The sequence below is a fragment of the Paraburkholderia sp. EB58 genome (assembly GCF_050436665.1).
GTDB lineage: Bacteria > Pseudomonadota > Gammaproteobacteria > Burkholderiales > Burkholderiaceae > Paraburkholderia.
The window spans coordinates 213,267-229,328 of record NZ_JBNDMQ010000004.1 but is presented as its reverse complement, the minus strand read 5'-3'; the positions used below and the strand labels follow the sequence as shown (position 1 = coordinate 229,328).

Sequence of the window (16,062 nt, the reverse complement as noted above, 5' to 3'; positions counted from 1 at the left end):
GCGTCCCGCGGCCAGACGTAGGCAATTTGACAGGACCCAAACCCGCGGCGGATACTGAATCGCTCTTCTAGCGACGTCCGAAGCACGACCACCTGCATTCGTTGGGGAGTACCGTGAAGCCAGACACGACCGGTTCAGCCTCCGACGTTCATACAGGCTCGCACCTCTCCGGTCTGCTCGGCGATCTGACTGGCGGTGCGGTATCGATGCTCGTCATGCTCTGCTATGCGATGAGCCTCGGCACGATGATCTTCAGTGCCGATCTTGCCCGTTATGCAGAGCTGGGCGTGCCCACCGCGCTCGTCAGTTGCGTCGTGACCGCGCTGGTCATCGCGCTCACGAGTTCGATGCGCCTGAACATCGCGGGACCCGACAGCAATGCGACAGCTTTTCTCGCGGGCGTCGCGGCAGGTGTCGCCAGCAGCGTGCGCGCGGACGGAGGATCGACACAGACCGTCCTGTTGACCGTGCTGATGGCCATCGCACTGTGTTCGGTGGTGACGGGCATCATCCTTTACGCGATTGGTTCGTCGAGGCGCAGCCGCTCGTTGCAGTTCCTGCCCTATCCGGTGGTAGGGGGATTCCTCGCCGGTACAGGCTACCTGTTGCTGGCGGGTGCGTTCCGCGTACTGACTGGAGCGCCGCTGCACTGGCGCACGCTGGTGTTCCTGACGCATCTGCATTGGCTCGCCTGGATGCCTGCCTTGCTGGTGGGTGCGCTAATCACGGTTCTGATGCGCACCTGGAAACACGCTGCCGTGCTGCCGCTCGTGCTGGTGTGCGGTATCGCGCTTTTCTACTTCCTGTTGCACGTCGACGGACTGTCGATCGATGACGCGCGCAAGATGGGCTTATTGCTTCCTCATGCGGGATTGCGTTTGAGCCTGATTCCCGCGCTGCATCTGCCGGAACCGCTCGTGCACGGCAACGTCGATTGGGCGGCCATCGGTACGCACCTGCCGGAGACGCTCGTGGTTACGTCGGCGTCGGCGATCACGATCCTGATGAACTCGACAGCGATCGGCGCGGCGACAGGCGAGGATATCGACCTGAACCGCGAGATGCGGGCTGCGGGCCTCGCCAACCTTGCGAGCGGGATCCTGGGCGGAATGGTCGGCTATCAATCGTTCAACCGGTCGATGCTCAACTCGCGTGCGGGAGCGACAAGCCGGATGGCTGCGGTGTTCGCGTCCCTCGCGTGCCTGTTCGTGCTGGTCGTCTCGCCGGACCTCGTCGCGCTGTTCCCCGTGCCGGTGCTGGTTGGCCTCCAGCTCTTCATGGGACTACGCCTGTTGATCCAGTGGCTGCTCGGTTCATACCGGAGGCTCAACTGGTACGAGTATCTCCTTGTACCGATCATTCTGTGCGTCATTGCGCTCTATGGTGTTGTTGCTGGCGTGGTGGCGGGCGTCGTCGCCGCGTGCGTGATGTTTGCGTTGCTCTATGGCCGCGTCAGTTGCGTGCGCATGGAGTTCGATGCCAGCACCCGGACATCGAATGTCGAGCGCAGCATCGAGGATACCCAGCGACTCCAGGAACTCGGCACGCAGGTATGTGGGACATGCCTGCAAGGATTCCTGTTCTTCGGCACGGCCAATTCGATCTTGCAGCGCATGCGCGAACGACTGGCCACGAGCGGCTCCGCACCGGTACGCTTCGTAGTACTCGACTTCGCTGCCACCAACGGGATGGACGCGTCGGTATCGGTCAGCTTCGTCAAGCTCAGACAGCTTTGTGCGTCGATCGACGCTGATCTGGTAGTGACGGGATTGCCGGCGCGCTCGCGTGAGTTGCTTGTGAAAACCGGCACGCTCAACCTCCGGATACACGAGTTCGCGACACTCGACGTGGGTCTGGAATGGATCGAAGACAAGCTGCTTGCGTCGGATGTCCATGCCCCGCCTCATGAAGACGACAATTTCCGCGCAATGCTCGCGGCGCATTTCACGCCACGTTCCCTGGACAGGCTATCTGCATGCCTGGAGGTGCGCGATCTCAACGTCCGGCAGGCGCTGTTCCTTCGCGGCGACACGGGTGACGCCCTGTACATCGTCGAGCGGGGGCGTGTTGCCGTATCGCTGCTGCTTGCGGACGGACGATCGGTCCGGCTGCGCTCGTTCGGGCCCGGTACGGTCGTCGGCGAAATGGCGATGTACACGCAGAACCGGCGCAGTGCCGATGTGTTCGCCGAGGTGCCCACGCGTGTCCGGCGCCTGTCACTCGAGACGCTGCTGGCACTCGAGCAGGACGATCCCGTAACCGCGCAGCAATTTCATCGCTTTATCGTCAAGGCGATTGCTTCACGGCTTTCGGTCGCAGACGAGGCATTGCGAGCAGCTTATTGACCAGCAAATCGGTATTGGGGGGCCACGGCCCTCTTCGAGCGATTCAAAGAGGCGTTTGGGGCCGCAAAACCGATGCGACCCGTGACCCATTGGTGGTCAGAAGAATTCGCCGTCCCGCACGTCGGCGATCTCGTCAAACGAATTATCTTGAACGCCGGACGCCGCCCCGTGGTTCACGTACGTGTGATCGACGCACCCCCGTCGACTAGCGAAGCGGTTCCGGTCACGAAGGACGAGTCATCGGACGCGAGATAAAGCACCGAGCGCGCGAGTTCTTCCGGCCGTGCGACCCGCTTGAGCGCATGCAGCCCGGTCACGAAGGCCTGCGACTCGGCTGTGTCGTTCATATCGCGATACATAGGTGTGTCCACGGCACCGGGCAGAATCGCGTTGACGCGCACACCTTGCGGGCCATACTCGGCGGCGAGCGCCTGCGTCAAACCGATCAATCCAGCCTTGCTCGCAGCGTATGCCGCGGTGCCGGGAAACGCGAATGAGTAGCCGACGAACGTCGAAGTGAAAATGATTGATCCGCCACCCTGCTTCAGCATTTCAGGGATCTGGTGCTTCGCACCCAAAAAAGCGCTCGTCAGATTGGTCGTCAATGCGGCCGACCAGCCTGCCTCTGACACGCCCGTGGTCGGGCCCATTTCGCCCAATGTGCCGGCGTTGTTATAGGCGATGTCAAGACGGCCGAAGCGGCTGACGGCGAGCGCGACCAGTGCTTTCGCGTAGTCCTCTGACTGCACGTCGCCCGCGAGAAACGCGACCTCACCGCCTTCGCTGACGATCTCGGCAGCGAGCGTTTCAAGTTCTGCTTCGCGGCGCGCGGCGAGCACCACTTTTGCGCCTTCTGCGGCGAACAGTTTTGCGGTGGCACGGCCAATTCCCGCACTGGCGCCGGTCACGATGGCGACTTTTCCTGTCAAGCGTTGCATGTTCAATCTCCTGCTGCAGTGTGTTGGCCAGTGCCCAATGCCTTGGCCCTTGGGAAGCAATATAGGCTTCAGCCTTAGATGCAGGAAGGCACAAAACATGGGTATATCATTCAGTATTTATGAATGATCGGGGAAGCCCATGGATCGGCTGCGCGCTTATGAAGTCTTCGTGACCGTGGTGAGCCGCGGCAGCTTTACGCGCGCGGCCGATATGCTCGAGACGTCACCCGCCAACGTGACGCGCTACGTGAATGAGTTGGAAGCGCATCTCGGCACGCGCCTGCTGAATCGCACCTCGCGCAAACTTTCTCTCACCGAAGGCGGCGAGACCCTTTACGCCCGCTGCAAGTCTATTCTCGACGAGGTCGCCGAGACTGAGGGGCTCGTGTCATCTGCGTCGGTCGAACCGCGCGGGCGGCTGCGCATCAATGCGCCCGTGAGCTTTGGGATTTTGCAGCTGGCGCCGCTATGGCCCGAATTCATGCGCAAGTATCCGCGAGTGGAACTCGACGTTACGCTGATTGACCGCGTCGTCGATATTGTCGATGAAGGCTATGACCTCGCCATTCGCATCTCTGGCGCCGGCTCAACTAACCACGCAGCCCGCAAGCTGGCGCCGTCGAGAAACATCCTGTGTGCGTCGCCGGCCTACCTGGCGCGTTGGGGATACCCCGCTGCGCCAGCGGACCTGATCGAGCATCGATGCATCGGCTACTCATATGCGGCCACCGGCGACGAGTGGCAACTGATCGACAGCGAGGGCAACGCTCATACCGTGAAGGTCAACTGTCACATGCGTTCCAACAATGGCGATACGGCACACGCGGCGGCGCTCGCCGGGCAAGGCGTGATCTGGCAGCCCACGTTCCTGGTCGGCAAGGACCTGCGCGCCGGCAAGCTCGTTCAGGTATTGCCTGACTATCGCATGCCTGACATCGACGTACTCGCGTTGTACCCGAGTCGCCGGCACCTGAGTGCCAAGATACGCGCGATGATCGATTTCCTCGCGGATGCGTTCGGCGGAGTACCCCCGTGGGATCGGGATGACGGAGGTTGAGCGGGTGCCGCGCCGGCTTCATCCATGCTCCACGCCAAGCAACCGCGCGTCCAGCCGCCGCGCTAGCGCCGCGCCGCCTTCGCGCATCACTACATCGTGGTTCCATTGGAAAACTGGTCGCAACAACGGCGCCAATGCATTCATCCATGCGCGGTTCGTATGCACGCACCAGTCATAGCGGACCACGGTAATGTCGCGCCCATCGGTCGAAAAGCTCCACCGGCCGGCGCCTTCGACGTCGCCACTGGCTTCCCCCTCCAGCGCGACCAACGGGTCGATGCGTGTCACCCGCATATCAAAGACGAGGCGATAGGGCAACCAGCCTTTCCACGTATAGCGTTGTACCGCGCCTACGCCCTGATCGGAACCCGCCTCTAGCTGGTCCACGCGCTCGACGTTGTTCCACCACTCGGGCCAGCGCGCCGAATCCTGGATTGCCTCCCAAACTTCCTGCACGGGCGCATCGATGCGCCAAATGGTGGAAAAGCGGTATTCGATCGTCCGCAAGCGACCTCCATTCTTCGTATTCTTCTAGAGATTTTGTCAGATGCTCACCGCACTTGCCATCAGCGGCGAAACTGCACCGCGTTTACGTATCTGATGTCTCGTCGAGGCGTCTGCTGCAAAACATAAGACCGCCAGAGGCAGTCGACAGCGCCGTCGCGCTCATATCCAGGAGGTATCAACCTTGGTGTCGATGGTCATTGGAAGTCGTGGCCGGGAAAGCTATCCTACAAGCGTATCTTTCGGCGATCGGGGACGCATATCGTATCGTCACGTGTGTTGGAGAATGAATGCCATGAAGTCCATGCTCCGAACCCTGCTCGCAGCCGCGCTGGTGGCCCTTGCACTGTGTCTGGCCGTGCCAAAGACTTTTGCGCAGGCAGCGCCTGACCTGGCGGGTTCGTGGTCTTTGGTTTCGTTGACCGTATCCAGAAGCGGTAGCGAAGTCGAGGTGCTCGGTCCGCATCCGCACGGCCAACTCATCTTCGGCAGCGACGGCCGCTACATTCTGCTCGGACTTCGTGCAGATTTGCCAAAGTTCGCATTGGGTAACCGGTTATTGGGTACCGCCGAGGAAAACCAGCGCATCACCCAGGGCAACTTCGCGCACTTCGGCACGTATACCGTCGATCGCGCCGAACAAGTGATTGTTTTCCACATTCAGGACAGTACCTTTCCGAATTGGGACGGCGATGTTCAACGGCGCCCGTTTACCCTCGATGGAGACCGGCTGACCTACATAACACCCGGGAGCTTCGGATATGGGGCATCGAAAGTTGTGTGGCAACGGATGAAGTAAGCAGCTTGCGGCATCGGACACGCTCGCGCGAACTTCTGGTGTTGTCCGAAGCCAGTGAACTCTTAACCTTTTGTGCGCCTAAAGTCGACCGGCGTGATGGTCCAGGCATCGCGCCGGGAAGGTTGAGCGTTCGCACGAATACGTGCGCGTCTTTCGTCTTCGTTCTCGTTTATATTGCACTCCTGAATATGAATCGCGAAAAGATAACCGCTCGCTTGCCAGCTGGTGGCCTGTTTTATGGGAGTTTGCCGATAATCGCGCTGCATTCATCCTTCGTGAACGCGCGGAGCGTTTTTGTGCGGACGTTTCCGGCAGAGCCAAGCGCTAAACCGAATGACATGAAGCTTTTCTCATCGGGTGCCTCAATGAGTGTGACGATGTCATATTCGCCCAACGTCCAATAAATGTCCTTCATTTCACAGCCAAAGGACTTGGCTAACTCCGCCGCTTGACTGGCCCGCTGTGGGCTGTTTTTGATGGTGCGGATACCTTGATCCGTGAATTGTGCAAGAACCACATAAGTCGCCATGACGATTCCCCTTACGATTACTGTGACGGAATCCACACGCGCAAATCCGATCGCGAACGCTATCGGATTACTCGAAAGTGTTGTGCGCGCAATCAGAGTTTATGCAATGGAAACACTGCTGGGCGACGCAATACACTACGTCGCATGAGTCAGGCGCGAGGACCGCGGCCGATGCCATCGAACGAAACACCAAGGGGAAAAAATTTATGACGAACCCGGCTCATGACCCGTTCGACTTTCGCCGGCAGCGCACAGTCGGCATTGTCGGCATCGCGGTTGCCTCGACTCTTGCCTTGGGGCTCTGGCTTGGCATCGATTATTTGATGTCACCCCTCCCGGGCATGGATAGCCTCGGCGCGCGGATGCTGCTAACGCTCAAATGCTGCTGTGTTGCCGTGCTGTTTTGCCTCGTGACGGGTATCGAAGCCGTGGCGCATGAGCGATTGATGTCGCCCGCGTTCGATCCGCTGGCAGGCTTCGAGACACGCAGATTGCGGGTCAATCAAAGGTACCTGCAGAATACGGTAGAGCAGATCATCGTGTTTGCGGCGTCGCTGTTCGGTCTCGCCGCCTACTCCCCCGACGGCTCGGCCATGCGCGCGGTCGTAGCGACGACCATGGTCTGGATCGTCGCACGGCTCGCGTTCTGGCTTGGCTATCATCGCAGCGCGGCGCTGCGCGGGCTGGGAGCACCGGGCATGGCGATCAGCATGATCGTGCTGCTTTATGTGACGAGCCGGTTTGGACGTGAGATTGCCGGGACGGCGGGGGCGATGGTACCGGTGGTTGTTTTCTTCGCGGTGGAAGCGGTCTTGTTTTGGGGGACGCGGCCGCTCGAAGATGATTGATTCACGCATCCGGCGGCACCCCAAGCAACTGCAGCGATCCACCCGTCACCGCGCCGAACACGGGACCGGCTACCGTCCCGCCGTAAAACGCCCGGCCAGCCGGGTCGTCGATCATAACGGCGACAATGACGCGCGGGTCGCTCATCGGCGCCATGCCGACGAACAGCGCACGATAGCGGTTCTTCGCATACGACGCACCGATCTGCTTGCGCGCGGTCCCGGTCTTGCCGCCAACCCGGTAGCCTTCGATTGCCGCCGCCTGTCCCGTGCCGCCCGGTCCCGTGGCCATTTCGAGCATCGCGCGGATGGCGTGCGCGGTCGCAGGCGTCGTCACCACGTGCTCCGCGCCGGCGGCGAGCGGCGCGTCGGTCTCATCGGCTTGCCCACTTGTTTGAAGATTGCCCTGCCGATCCGCCGCGTCCCTCAGCAGCAAGCGCGCCGGATGCAGCGTGCCGTCGCCGGCATACGCGGTGTACACCTGCGCGAGCTGCAGCAGCGACGCCGATAGTCCATAACCGTAAGCCATGGTGGCCTGTTCGATCGGCCGCCAGCGCTTGAACGGCCGCACCTTGCCCGCCGCGGCGCCGGGGAAGGTCAGCTCCGGCCGGCGCCCCAGTCCGTATTCCTGATACTTGTTCCAGATTGTCTCGGCCGGCAGGTTGAGCGCGAGTTTCGCGAGCGCAATGTTGCTCGACTTCTGGACCGCTTCGGCAACCGTCATGACGCCGTGATTCGAGGTGTCGTGAATCACCGCCGGGCCGATCCTGTACCAGCCCGGAGAGGTATCGACGAGCGTTTGCGGCCCAACCTTGCCCTTATCCATGGACAAGGCGACGACCACCGGCTTGATCGTCGAGCCGGGCTCGAACGTGTCGACCACAGCGCGGTTGCGCAGTTGCCGGCCGCTCAGGCGAGTGCGGTCGTTCGGATCGAAGCTCGGGTAGTTGGCGAGCGCGAGGATCTCGCCGTTGCGCGCATCCAGCACCACCACGCTGCCGGCTTCCGCGCTGTGCTTCGCAATCGCCGCCTTCAATTGCGCGTAGGCGAGTTGCTGAATGCGGCGGTCGATGGTCAGGCGGATCGTCGCACCGTTATGAGCCGGCACGAGTGGGCGTGTGTCCGACACCGCGCGGCCCAGGCGATCGCGGATCACCTCGCGCTGTCCTGCCGCGCCGTTCAACTGCTGGTTGGCGGCGAGTTCGACGCCTTCCTGGCCCTGGTCCTCGATATCCGTGAAGCCGACCACGTGCGCCGCCGACTCGCCTTCCGGATAGAAGCGCTTCGAATCGGCAATCTGCGTGACGCCTGCAAGCCCCAGTTTGTCGAGCCGGCTTGCCGTGTCCGCATCCACCTGGCGCTTGAGGAGCACAAACGCCTTATCGCCGGCCAGACGCCGGCGCAACTCCACCAGCGGCACCTTGAGCAAGGTGGCGAGCGGCGCAAAGCTGGCCTCGTCGAGCAGCTTCGGCGTGGCCCAGATTTCATATGTCGCGAGGCTGACCGCGAGCATCGAACCGTTGCGGTCGACAATCCGGCCGCGAGTGGCTTCGAGTTCGATGGTGCGCTGGTAGCGCTTCTGCCCCTGCACGACATAGAAATCCTGGTTCACCACCTGCACCCAGAAGGCGCGCGCCGCGAGCGTCCCAAACGCTGCGAACACCAGCAGGATGACGAATTTCGAACGCCACATCGGCAGACGCGACGCGAGGACAGGGTTTTTGGCGACCGGTGCATACGGGTCGTGCGGCTGCGATTTTTTCTTCTGGATCATGGCTACGGGTACGGGCAACGAACGCGGACGGCGGCAGCGAGGCTGGGCCAGATAGTCGTTTCGACGCTGCTCGAGCGTGCTCCTTGTACGGCGGCACACGCGCTGGGCGTGTGCCGGGTTAGTGTGCGCCGCCGGTGGCACCAGCAGCAGCCGTGATTGTAATGAGAACGTAATCTGGATGCGAGAGCGTTCGCCCGGCACGCCCAAAGAAAAAGCCGCACGGATTGAAAAATCCGTGCGGCTGGTTCGTCCGATCAATGCGTCTTCTCCGACGCGGCGTGTTCAAGGCGCCCGAGTAAGGAGCGCTTCGCAAGAAGCGCTTCGCGGGCGCCTTTTTTTTCGGTGTCGCGTGCGTCTTGGAGTCAGGCGCTCAGGCCGGCAGCGCAAAACTCGAGATGGCCTCGCGCAGCGAGCCGACCTGGTCCTTCAGCGAATGAGCGGCGGCCGCAGCCTGTTCGACGAGCGCGGCGTTTTGCTGCGTGACCTGATCCATCTCGCCGACGGCGCGATTGACCTGTTCGATGCCCGCGCTCTGCTCACGCGACGCGTGGCTGATTTCCTCGAGAATCTCGTTCACGCGACGCACCGATTGCACGATCTCTCCCATCGTCGAACCGGCGTTGGCCACGAGCGACGCGCCGGCTTCGACGGTGTGCGTCGAAGTTTCGATCAGCGCCTTGATTTCCTTGGCAGCGGTGGCCGAACGTTGCGCGAGGCTGCGCACTTCCGCGGCGACGACGGCGAAGCCGCGGCCCTGTTCGCCGGCGCGGGCGGCTTCGACGGCTGCGTTGAGCGCGAGGATGTTGGTCTGGAAGGCAATGCCGTCAATCACGCCGATGATGTCGCCGATCTGGCGCGAGCTGTGGGTGATTTCGCCCATGGTGCGGACCACGTCATCGACCACGCGGCTGCCGCGTGTGGCGACATCGGCGGCCTGGCCGGCGAGTTGCGCGGCCTGATTGGCGCTTTCTGCGTTCTGCTTCACGTTGACGGTCATCTGATCCATGCTCGACGCGGTCTGGACAAGCGCGGCGGCTTGCTCTTCAGTGCGTTGCGAGAGATCGGTATTGCCGGCGGCGATTTCGGTCGCGCCCACGTTGATGTTTTCGGTGCCGGTGCGCACGCGCGACACGGTTTCGACGAGACCGGCCTGCATGGTGTGCAGGGCATGCAGCAGGCTGCCGGTGTCGCGATGATTGACCGGCACGCGGACGGCGAGGTTGCCGCTCGCCATGCGTTGCGCGGCGACGACGGCGACTTCGAGGTCACCGCCGAGGGAGCGGCGCACGCTGCGCAGCACGAGGATCATGACGAGCGTGGCGGCGCCACCGAGCACGGCGGTGATGGCGAGCCACAGGGCCAGATTGGAGTAGAACGCTGCCTGGACGTCGTCCATGTACATGCCGCTGACGACGTACCAGTCCCAGGGGGCGAAGCGCAGCGAGAAGCTGGTTTTGGGGACCGGCTGATCGTGACCCGGTTTGGCCCACAGATACTCGACGAAGCCGCCGCCGTCGTGGTTACCGGCGTTGACGATGTTGACGTACAGATGATTGCCGTTCGGATCGGCGAACTGGGCCACATTCTTGCCGTCGAGTTCGGGCTTGATGGGGTGCATCAGCACGACGGGCTGCGAGTCATTGACGGAGACATAGCCGTCTTTGCCGTAGCGCAAGGAGGAGAGCGCGGCGAGGGCCTGTTTCTGGGCGTCGGGTTCGCTGAGGGTGTGTTGCTGGGAGAGCGTGTAGTAGTGGTTGATGATGCTGACGGCTTCCTGGACGACGGCCGTGAGTTGATCGCGGCGCTCGGCGATCATGGATGCGCGGTTCTGCCACGCGCCGAAGCCGCCGATCAGGATCAGGCCGATCCATAACACGACGATCATCGACCCGAGTTTTCTGTTCAAGGTCCAGGTGTGCATTTGCGCGGGTTCCATCTGTTTTTTGGGGGGTGGTCGGTCAAGGTTTCGCTTTTTCGCCTGCGGCGGGCTTTGCTGCAGGGTTTGCCTATGCTGTTTAACGGCTTCGCCGGGTTTGGGGTGTAGTAGGGGGGAACCCTAGTTTTTCGCTTTTTTATTTGTCTGATTTTTGGGTTTTTGTTTTGTCTGACTGGGGTTTGGGTTGTCTTATTGGCTGTGCCGCGTTTTTTGGTTGTTTTCTTATGGTGTTGGCCTTTCCTTGCTTTGTTATCGGTCTATTAGCTTCGCCCCTGTGCGGGGCAGCACTTACTTTCTTTGCCGCCGCAAAGAAAGTAAGCAAAGAAAGCGGGCTGCAACCGCTAGCCCGTAGTGAGCCATCTCAATCGGCCACCGGAAACGGCCCAATACGAGACCTGCCCTCGCACCACACGCGCTAGTGACAAAGCACTCATCCGTTCCGGCGTCGCGCTGCGCGCCCCGCCGTCGGGTACAACGCCGCCAGCGGCTTTCCTTGGTAGACCCATCCGCGACGCACGGAGTGCGGAGTGGGGTGGATGAGTGCTTTGTCACTAACGTGATTAATGCGAGGGCACGTCTTGTTTTCGGACCACTCCGGATTAATTTGAGTGGTGGACACTTATAAGCTGGCGGTTTGAAGCCCGCTTTCTTTGCTTACTTTCTTTGCGGCGGCAAAGAAAGTAAGTGCCGCCCCGCACAGGGGCGAAGCTAATAGACCGATAAGAAATCAAGGAAAGGCCAACACCATAATAAAACCAACAAACCAAAAACCCAGAATGACTAACGTAGAAAAAACAAATAAAAGCAAACCACTAGAATGATAAAAAATGAGAAAAATCAAAAAATCAGAATAACGTTCAAACCTTGATCAGAAAAACGAAAAAACCATATGGTGAACAACAAAAAACCCCACATTTCACCAAAAATCGCCATAAACAAACGACAAAAAAGCAAAAACCAACCGCATCCGTTATAGTCACTTTCTTTCACTAGCCGAAGAGCGCATACGTGAGTGACATGGGCATGAAAACAGCCCACCACACGAACCGCCAACAGGGCACCTAAACCAACTACAACCCGCGCCGCACGGCAAAAAAAGCAAACCCCGTAACTCACCATTAAAAGCCGCCGGCCAGCAACCCCAACATGCAGGAGAATCAACGAACATGAACGCCCGCGAACCCGCTTTCGTCTCCGCCTCGCGCAGCAGCCGTCTGCGCCAAATGCTCACCAGCACCCAGCTCGAATTCATGATGGAGGCCCACAACGGCCTCTCCGCCCGCATCGTCAAAGAAGCCGGCTTCAAGGCCATCTGGGGCTCCGGTCTCGCCATCTCCGCCCAGTTCGGCGTGCGCGACAACAACGAAGCCAGCTGGACCCAGGTCGTCGATAACCTCGAATTCATGGCCGATGCCAGCGATCTCCCCATCCTCCTCGATGGCGATACCGGCTACGGTAACTTCAATAACGTCCGTCGCCTCGTCCGCAAGCTAGAACAACGCGGTATCGCCGGCGTCTGTATCGAAGACAAGCAGTTCCCCAAGACCAACAGCTTCATCAACGGCGAACGTCAGCCGCTCGCTGAAATGGACGAGTTCTGCGGCAAAATCAAAGCCGGTAAAGACTCCCAGTCTGATGAAGACTTCTCCATCGTCGCGCGCGTCGAAGCGCTCATCGCCGGCTGGGGTATGGACGAGGCCCTGCGTCGCGCCGAAGCCTATCGCCAGGCCGGCGCCGACGCGATCCTGATTCACAGCAAGCTGTCGCGCCCGGACGAGATCCTCGAATTCGCCCGCGAATGGGCCGGCCGTGGTCCGCTTGTCATCGTGCCGACCAAGTACTACAGCACCCCCACTGAAGTGTTCCGCGAAGCCGGTATCAGCACCGTCATCTGGGCGAATCATCTGATCCGCGCTTCGACCTCCGCCATGCAGGCCGTCGCGAAGGAAATCCACGCCAGCGAAACGCTCGTCGACGTCGAAGACCGCATCGCCTCTGTCAACGAAATCTTCCGTCTGCAAGACGCCGATGAGTACTCGGAAGCCGAGGACCGCTACCTGTCGGCTTCGCGCGCCTCGGCTTCCGCCGTCGTGCTCGCCGCCAGCCGCGGCGTCGGTCTCGAAGCCGTGACGGCGGATCGTCCCAAGGTCATGCTGCCGATCGCCGGTAAGCCGTTGTTGCGTTGGCTCGTCGACGCGTTCAAGAAGCAGGGCGTCAACGACATCACCGTGGTCGGCGGCTATCGCGCCGATGCCATCGAGACCGCCGGCATCAAGCTGGTCGTCAACGAACGTCATGCGGAAACCGGCGAACTGGCGTCGCTCGCCTGCGCCGTCGACGCGCTCAAGTCGGACACGGTCATCTCCTATGGCGACCTGCTGTTCCGCAGCTACATCGTGCGCGATCTGGTCGAAAGCGAAGCGCCGTTCAGCGTCGTCGTCGATTCGTCGCTGACCGAGCCGGTCAATAAAAGCGTGCGCGATTTCGCATGGTGCTCGGCGCCCGACGATCGCGGTCTGTTCGGCAACAAGATCCTGCTGAGCCGCGTTTCGAGCGAGCTGCAGGACGCAGGTTCGAGCGATGCGAAGCTGCCGGACGGCCGCTGGGTCGGTCTGCTGAATGTGCGCGGCGAGGGCCGTGAGCGTCTGCAAGCCGTGCTCACGACGTTGCGCGCACGGCCCGATTTCGACAAGCTCGATATGCCCGCGCTGCTCAACGCGCTGATCGAAGCCGGTGAGGCGATCGAAGTGCAGTACGTGCACGGTCACTGGCGCGGCGTCAACGATCTGGAAGACTTCCGCCGTGCTGGCGATTTCGCACACGCGCAAACGCCACTCGCATCGGGTGCCGCTGGCGGAGAGGCGCAATGATCGAGGCTGCACAGTTTGTCGAGGCGGCGCGCAAACGGGGCTTCGACTGGTATGCCGGCGTGCCTTGCTCGTATCTGACGCCGTTTATCAACTACGTGCTGCAGGACCCGTCGCTGCATTACGTCTCGGCGGCCAATGAGGGCGACGCGGTCGCGCTGATCGCCGGCGTCACGCTCGGCGCGCAGAACGGCCGTCGCGGCGTCACGATGATGCAGAACTCCGGCCTCGGCAACGCGGTGAGTCCGCTGACGTCGCTGACGTGGACGTTCCGTCTGCCGCAACTGCTGATCGTCACGTGGCGCGGCCAGCCCGGCGTCGCCGACGAGCCGCAGCATGCGCTGATGGGCCCGGTCACGCCCGCGATGCTCGATACCATGGAAATTCCGTGGGAAACCTTCCCGACGAAAGCCGATGCCATCGGCCCGGCGCTCGATCGCGCGATCGCCCACATGGACGAGACGGGTCGTCCGTATGCGCTCGTGATGCAGAAGGGCAGCGTGGCACCGTATGGACTGAAGCAGGGCGACAGCGCCGCGCGCCGCACGCCGTGCATACCGCAGGCGCAGTGGAAGGGTGTGGCGGCGGATGCTTTGCCGACGCGTCAGGCTGCCCTGCAGCGCGTGATCGCGCACACGCCGCCCGAGTCGACGGTAGTGCTCGCGTCGACCGGCTTTTGCGGCCGTGAACTCTACGCGCTCGACGACCGCTCCAACCAGTTGTACATGGTCGGCTCGATGGGCTGCCTGACGCCGTTCGCGCTCGGTCTGGCGCTCACGCGTCCCGACCTGCACGTGGTCGCGCTCGACGGCGACGGCGCCGCGCTGATGCGCATGGGCGTCTTTGCGACCATCGGTGCATACGGCCCAGCCAATCTCACGCACGTGCTGCTCGACAACGGCGCCCACGATTCGACCGGTGGCCAGGCGACGGTGTCCGCGCAGGTCTCGTTTGCCGGCGTCGCGGCGGCTTGCGGTTATGTGTCGGCAGTCGAAAGCGACGATCTCGCCGTACTCGACGAAGTTCTCGCGTCGCCAAAGCTCGAAGGCCCGCGTTTCGTGCGCCTCGCGATCCGCCGCGGCACGCCCGATGGTCTGCCGCGTCCCACCATTACCCCGCCGGATGTGAAGACGCGCCTGATGCGCCACATCGGCACCGCTCAAGGAGCCCAATGATGCTGCTGCTCAATCCCGGTCCGGTGACATTGACGGAGCGCGTGCGGCAGAGTCTGCTGCAACCCGACCTGTGCCATCGCGAGAGCGAGTTCTTCGATCTGCAGGAAGAAGCGCGCACGCGTCTCCTGGACATCTACAAGCTCGACCCCGCCGAATGGCAAGCCGTGCTGATGACCGGTTCTGGCACGGCCGCGGTCGAAAGCATGATCGCTGCGCTGGTGCCGGAGAGCGGCAAGCTGCTGGTGATCGAAAACGGTGTGTACGGCGAGCGCATCACGCAGATCGCCAGCCAGTACCGTATCGCGCATGAGTCGCTGAAGCATGACTGGATGCAAGCGCCCGACCTCGAGCGGATCGCCGCACGGCTCGATGCCGGCGAAGGTTTTACGCATGTGGCGGTGATTCATCACGAGACCACCACCGGCCGCCTGAACGACCTGCAGGCGCTGGCGGCGGTGTGCCGCGAGCGCGGCGTGCGTCTGCTGGTGGACGGCGTCAGCAGCTTTGCCGCCGAGGCGATCGACTTCGCCGATAGCAGCATTGCCGCCGTCGCGGCGACCGCCAACAAGTGTCTGCATGGCGTGCCGGGTGCATCGTTTGTGGTGGTGCGGCGCGAGGCGCTGAAGCAGGCGGCCAGCCGTACCTACTATCTGGATCTCGGCCGTCTGGCGAAACTGCAGGATCAGCGCAATACGCCGTTCACGCCGTCGGTACATGCCTATTACGCGCTTGTGGAAGCGTTGCGTGAGCTCGAAGACGAAGGCGGCTGGACGGCGCGTCACGCGCGCTATGCGGCACTCGCCGAACAGGCCCGCGCGGGTCTGGCTGCGCGCGGTATCGAGAGCGTGCTGCCGCCGCAGCAGTCGTCGGTGGTGTTGCGTGCCTATTGCTTGCCCGCTGGTGTCAGCTATGTGCAACTGCACGATGCGCTGAAGGCGCGCGGCTTCGTGATTTATGCGGGGCAGGGCGGTCTATCGGCGGAGCTGTTCCGTATCTCGACGATGGGCAACATCCATCCCGCGGATGTCGACCGCCTGCTGCAAGGCTTTATCGAACTTACGCGCTAAAGCAGGCACGTGCTGCTGCGAGAAGGTTAGCCGCGCAATACCGGCGGCCCTTCTTTCTTCACAGCGCGCGTCTCGTCACGTCGTTTCAAACCGGGTCTTTATCCGGCGGCCCTTCGGGCCGCTGCGGCTCGTCGTTGTGATGGCCCGGCGAGGGCGGCGAGAGCGGATCGCCCTCCGGGTCGCGCGTCGGGTCCGCCAGCGGGTCGGGAATCGGACTGGTATGCAT

The 16,062-nt window shown here is 61.9% G+C and carries 14 protein-coding genes; 7 read left to right on the top strand and 7 right to left on the bottom strand.

Annotated elements, in window-relative coordinates; genetic code table 11:
• The first annotated feature begins 113 nt into the window (after positions 1-113).
• The gene (locus P3T40_RS08200) at positions 114-2,345 is read left to right on the top strand and encodes a SulP family inorganic anion transporter (protein WP_429267185.1); all 2,232 of its coding nucleotides are present in this window, start codon (positions 114-116) and stop codon (positions 2,343-2,345) included.
• Positions 2,346-2,518: 173 nt separating this feature from the next.
• Here P3T40_RS08200 and P3T40_RS08195 read toward each other — a convergent pair whose 3' ends face one another.
• Entirely contained in the window at positions 2,519-3,283 is a 765-nt protein-coding gene (locus tag P3T40_RS08195) for an SDR family oxidoreductase (RefSeq protein WP_429267184.1), read from the bottom strand.
• 139 nt (positions 3,284-3,422) lie between these two features.
• Here P3T40_RS08195 and P3T40_RS08190 point away from each other — a divergent pair, with 139 nt between their 5' ends.
• Positions 3,423-4,340, top strand: coding sequence for a LysR family transcriptional regulator (locus P3T40_RS08190; protein WP_429267183.1), 918 nt, complete (start codon positions 3,423-3,425; stop codon positions 4,338-4,340).
• Between the two features lie 18 nt (positions 4,341-4,358).
• Here the strand turns inward: P3T40_RS08190 and P3T40_RS08185 are convergent, their stop codons facing one another.
• Positions 4,359-4,847: an SRPBCC family protein gene (locus P3T40_RS08185; protein ID WP_429267182.1), complete on the bottom strand. Its 489-nt coding sequence runs from the start codon at positions 4,845-4,847 to the stop codon at positions 4,359-4,361.
• A 283-nt stretch (positions 4,848-5,130) separates the two neighbouring features.
• Here P3T40_RS08185 and P3T40_RS08180 point away from each other — a divergent pair, with 283 nt between their 5' ends.
• Positions 5,131-5,643 carry a lipocalin-like domain-containing protein gene (locus P3T40_RS08180; protein WP_429267181.1) on the top strand — a complete coding sequence of 171 codons (513 nt, stop codon included), beginning with the start codon at positions 5,131-5,133 and terminating at the stop codon, positions 5,641-5,643.
• Between the two features lie 235 nt (positions 5,644-5,878).
• On the opposite strand, the gene P3T40_RS08175 is transcribed toward P3T40_RS08180, so the two are convergent.
• The gene (locus P3T40_RS08175) at positions 5,879-6,172 is read right to left on the bottom strand and encodes a GYD domain-containing protein (RefSeq protein WP_429267180.1); all 294 of its coding nucleotides are present in this window, start codon (positions 6,170-6,172) and stop codon (positions 5,879-5,881) included.
• Between the two features lie 206 nt (positions 6,173-6,378).
• Here P3T40_RS08175 and P3T40_RS08170 point away from each other — a divergent pair, with 206 nt between their 5' ends.
• Positions 6,379-7,020: an MAPEG family protein gene (locus P3T40_RS08170; protein WP_429267179.1), complete on the top strand. Its 642-nt coding sequence runs from the start codon at positions 6,379-6,381 to the stop codon at positions 7,018-7,020.
• 1 nt (position 7,021) lies between these two features.
• On the opposite strand, the gene P3T40_RS08165 is transcribed toward P3T40_RS08170, so the two are convergent.
• From P3T40_RS08165 to P3T40_RS08155, 3 genes are all read right to left on the bottom strand, one after another.
• The gene (locus tag P3T40_RS08165) at positions 7,022-8,791 is read right to left on the bottom strand and encodes a peptidoglycan D,D-transpeptidase FtsI family protein (protein ID WP_429267324.1); all 1,770 of its coding nucleotides are present in this window, start codon (positions 8,789-8,791) and stop codon (positions 7,022-7,024) included.
• A 370-nt stretch (positions 8,792-9,161) separates the two neighbouring features.
• Entirely contained in the window at positions 9,162-10,712 is a 1,551-nt protein-coding gene (locus P3T40_RS08160) for a methyl-accepting chemotaxis protein (RefSeq protein WP_429267178.1), read from the bottom strand.
• Positions 10,713-11,564: 852 nt separating this feature from the next.
• The gene (locus tag P3T40_RS08155; protein WP_429267177.1) at positions 11,565-11,888 is read right to left on the bottom strand and encodes a hypothetical protein; all 324 of its coding nucleotides are present in this window, start codon (positions 11,886-11,888) and stop codon (positions 11,565-11,567) included.
• A 5-nt stretch (positions 11,889-11,893) separates the two neighbouring features.
• On the opposite strand from P3T40_RS08155, the gene aepX reads away from it, so the two are divergent.
• Genes aepX through P3T40_RS08140 form a run of 3 tightly spaced genes read left to right on the top strand, consistent with a single transcriptional unit; the run spans position 11,894 to position 15,836 of the window.
• Positions 11,894-13,597: a phosphoenolpyruvate mutase gene (gene aepX / locus P3T40_RS08150; protein ID WP_429267176.1), complete on the top strand. Its 1,704-nt coding sequence runs from the start codon at positions 11,894-11,896 to the stop codon at positions 13,595-13,597.
• Complete coding sequence (aepY, locus tag P3T40_RS08145; protein WP_429267175.1) at positions 13,594-14,769, top strand: phosphonopyruvate decarboxylase; 1,176 nt, start codon at positions 13,594-13,596, stop codon at positions 14,767-14,769. Before aepX ends, aepY begins: the two co-directional genes overlap by 4 nt.
• Positions 14,769-15,836 (top strand): 2-aminoethylphosphonate aminotransferase, encoded by a 1,068-nt coding sequence (locus P3T40_RS08140; protein WP_429267174.1) that lies wholly within the window; start codon positions 14,769-14,771, stop codon positions 15,834-15,836. The genes aepY and P3T40_RS08140 overlap by 1 nt, the downstream gene beginning before the upstream one ends.
• An 85-nt stretch (positions 15,837-15,921) precedes the next feature.
• On the opposite strand, the gene P3T40_RS08135 is transcribed toward P3T40_RS08140, so the two are convergent.
• Positions 15,922-16,062 (bottom strand): hypothetical protein, encoded by a 141-nt coding sequence (locus P3T40_RS08135; protein WP_429267173.1) that lies wholly within the window; start codon positions 16,060-16,062, stop codon positions 15,922-15,924.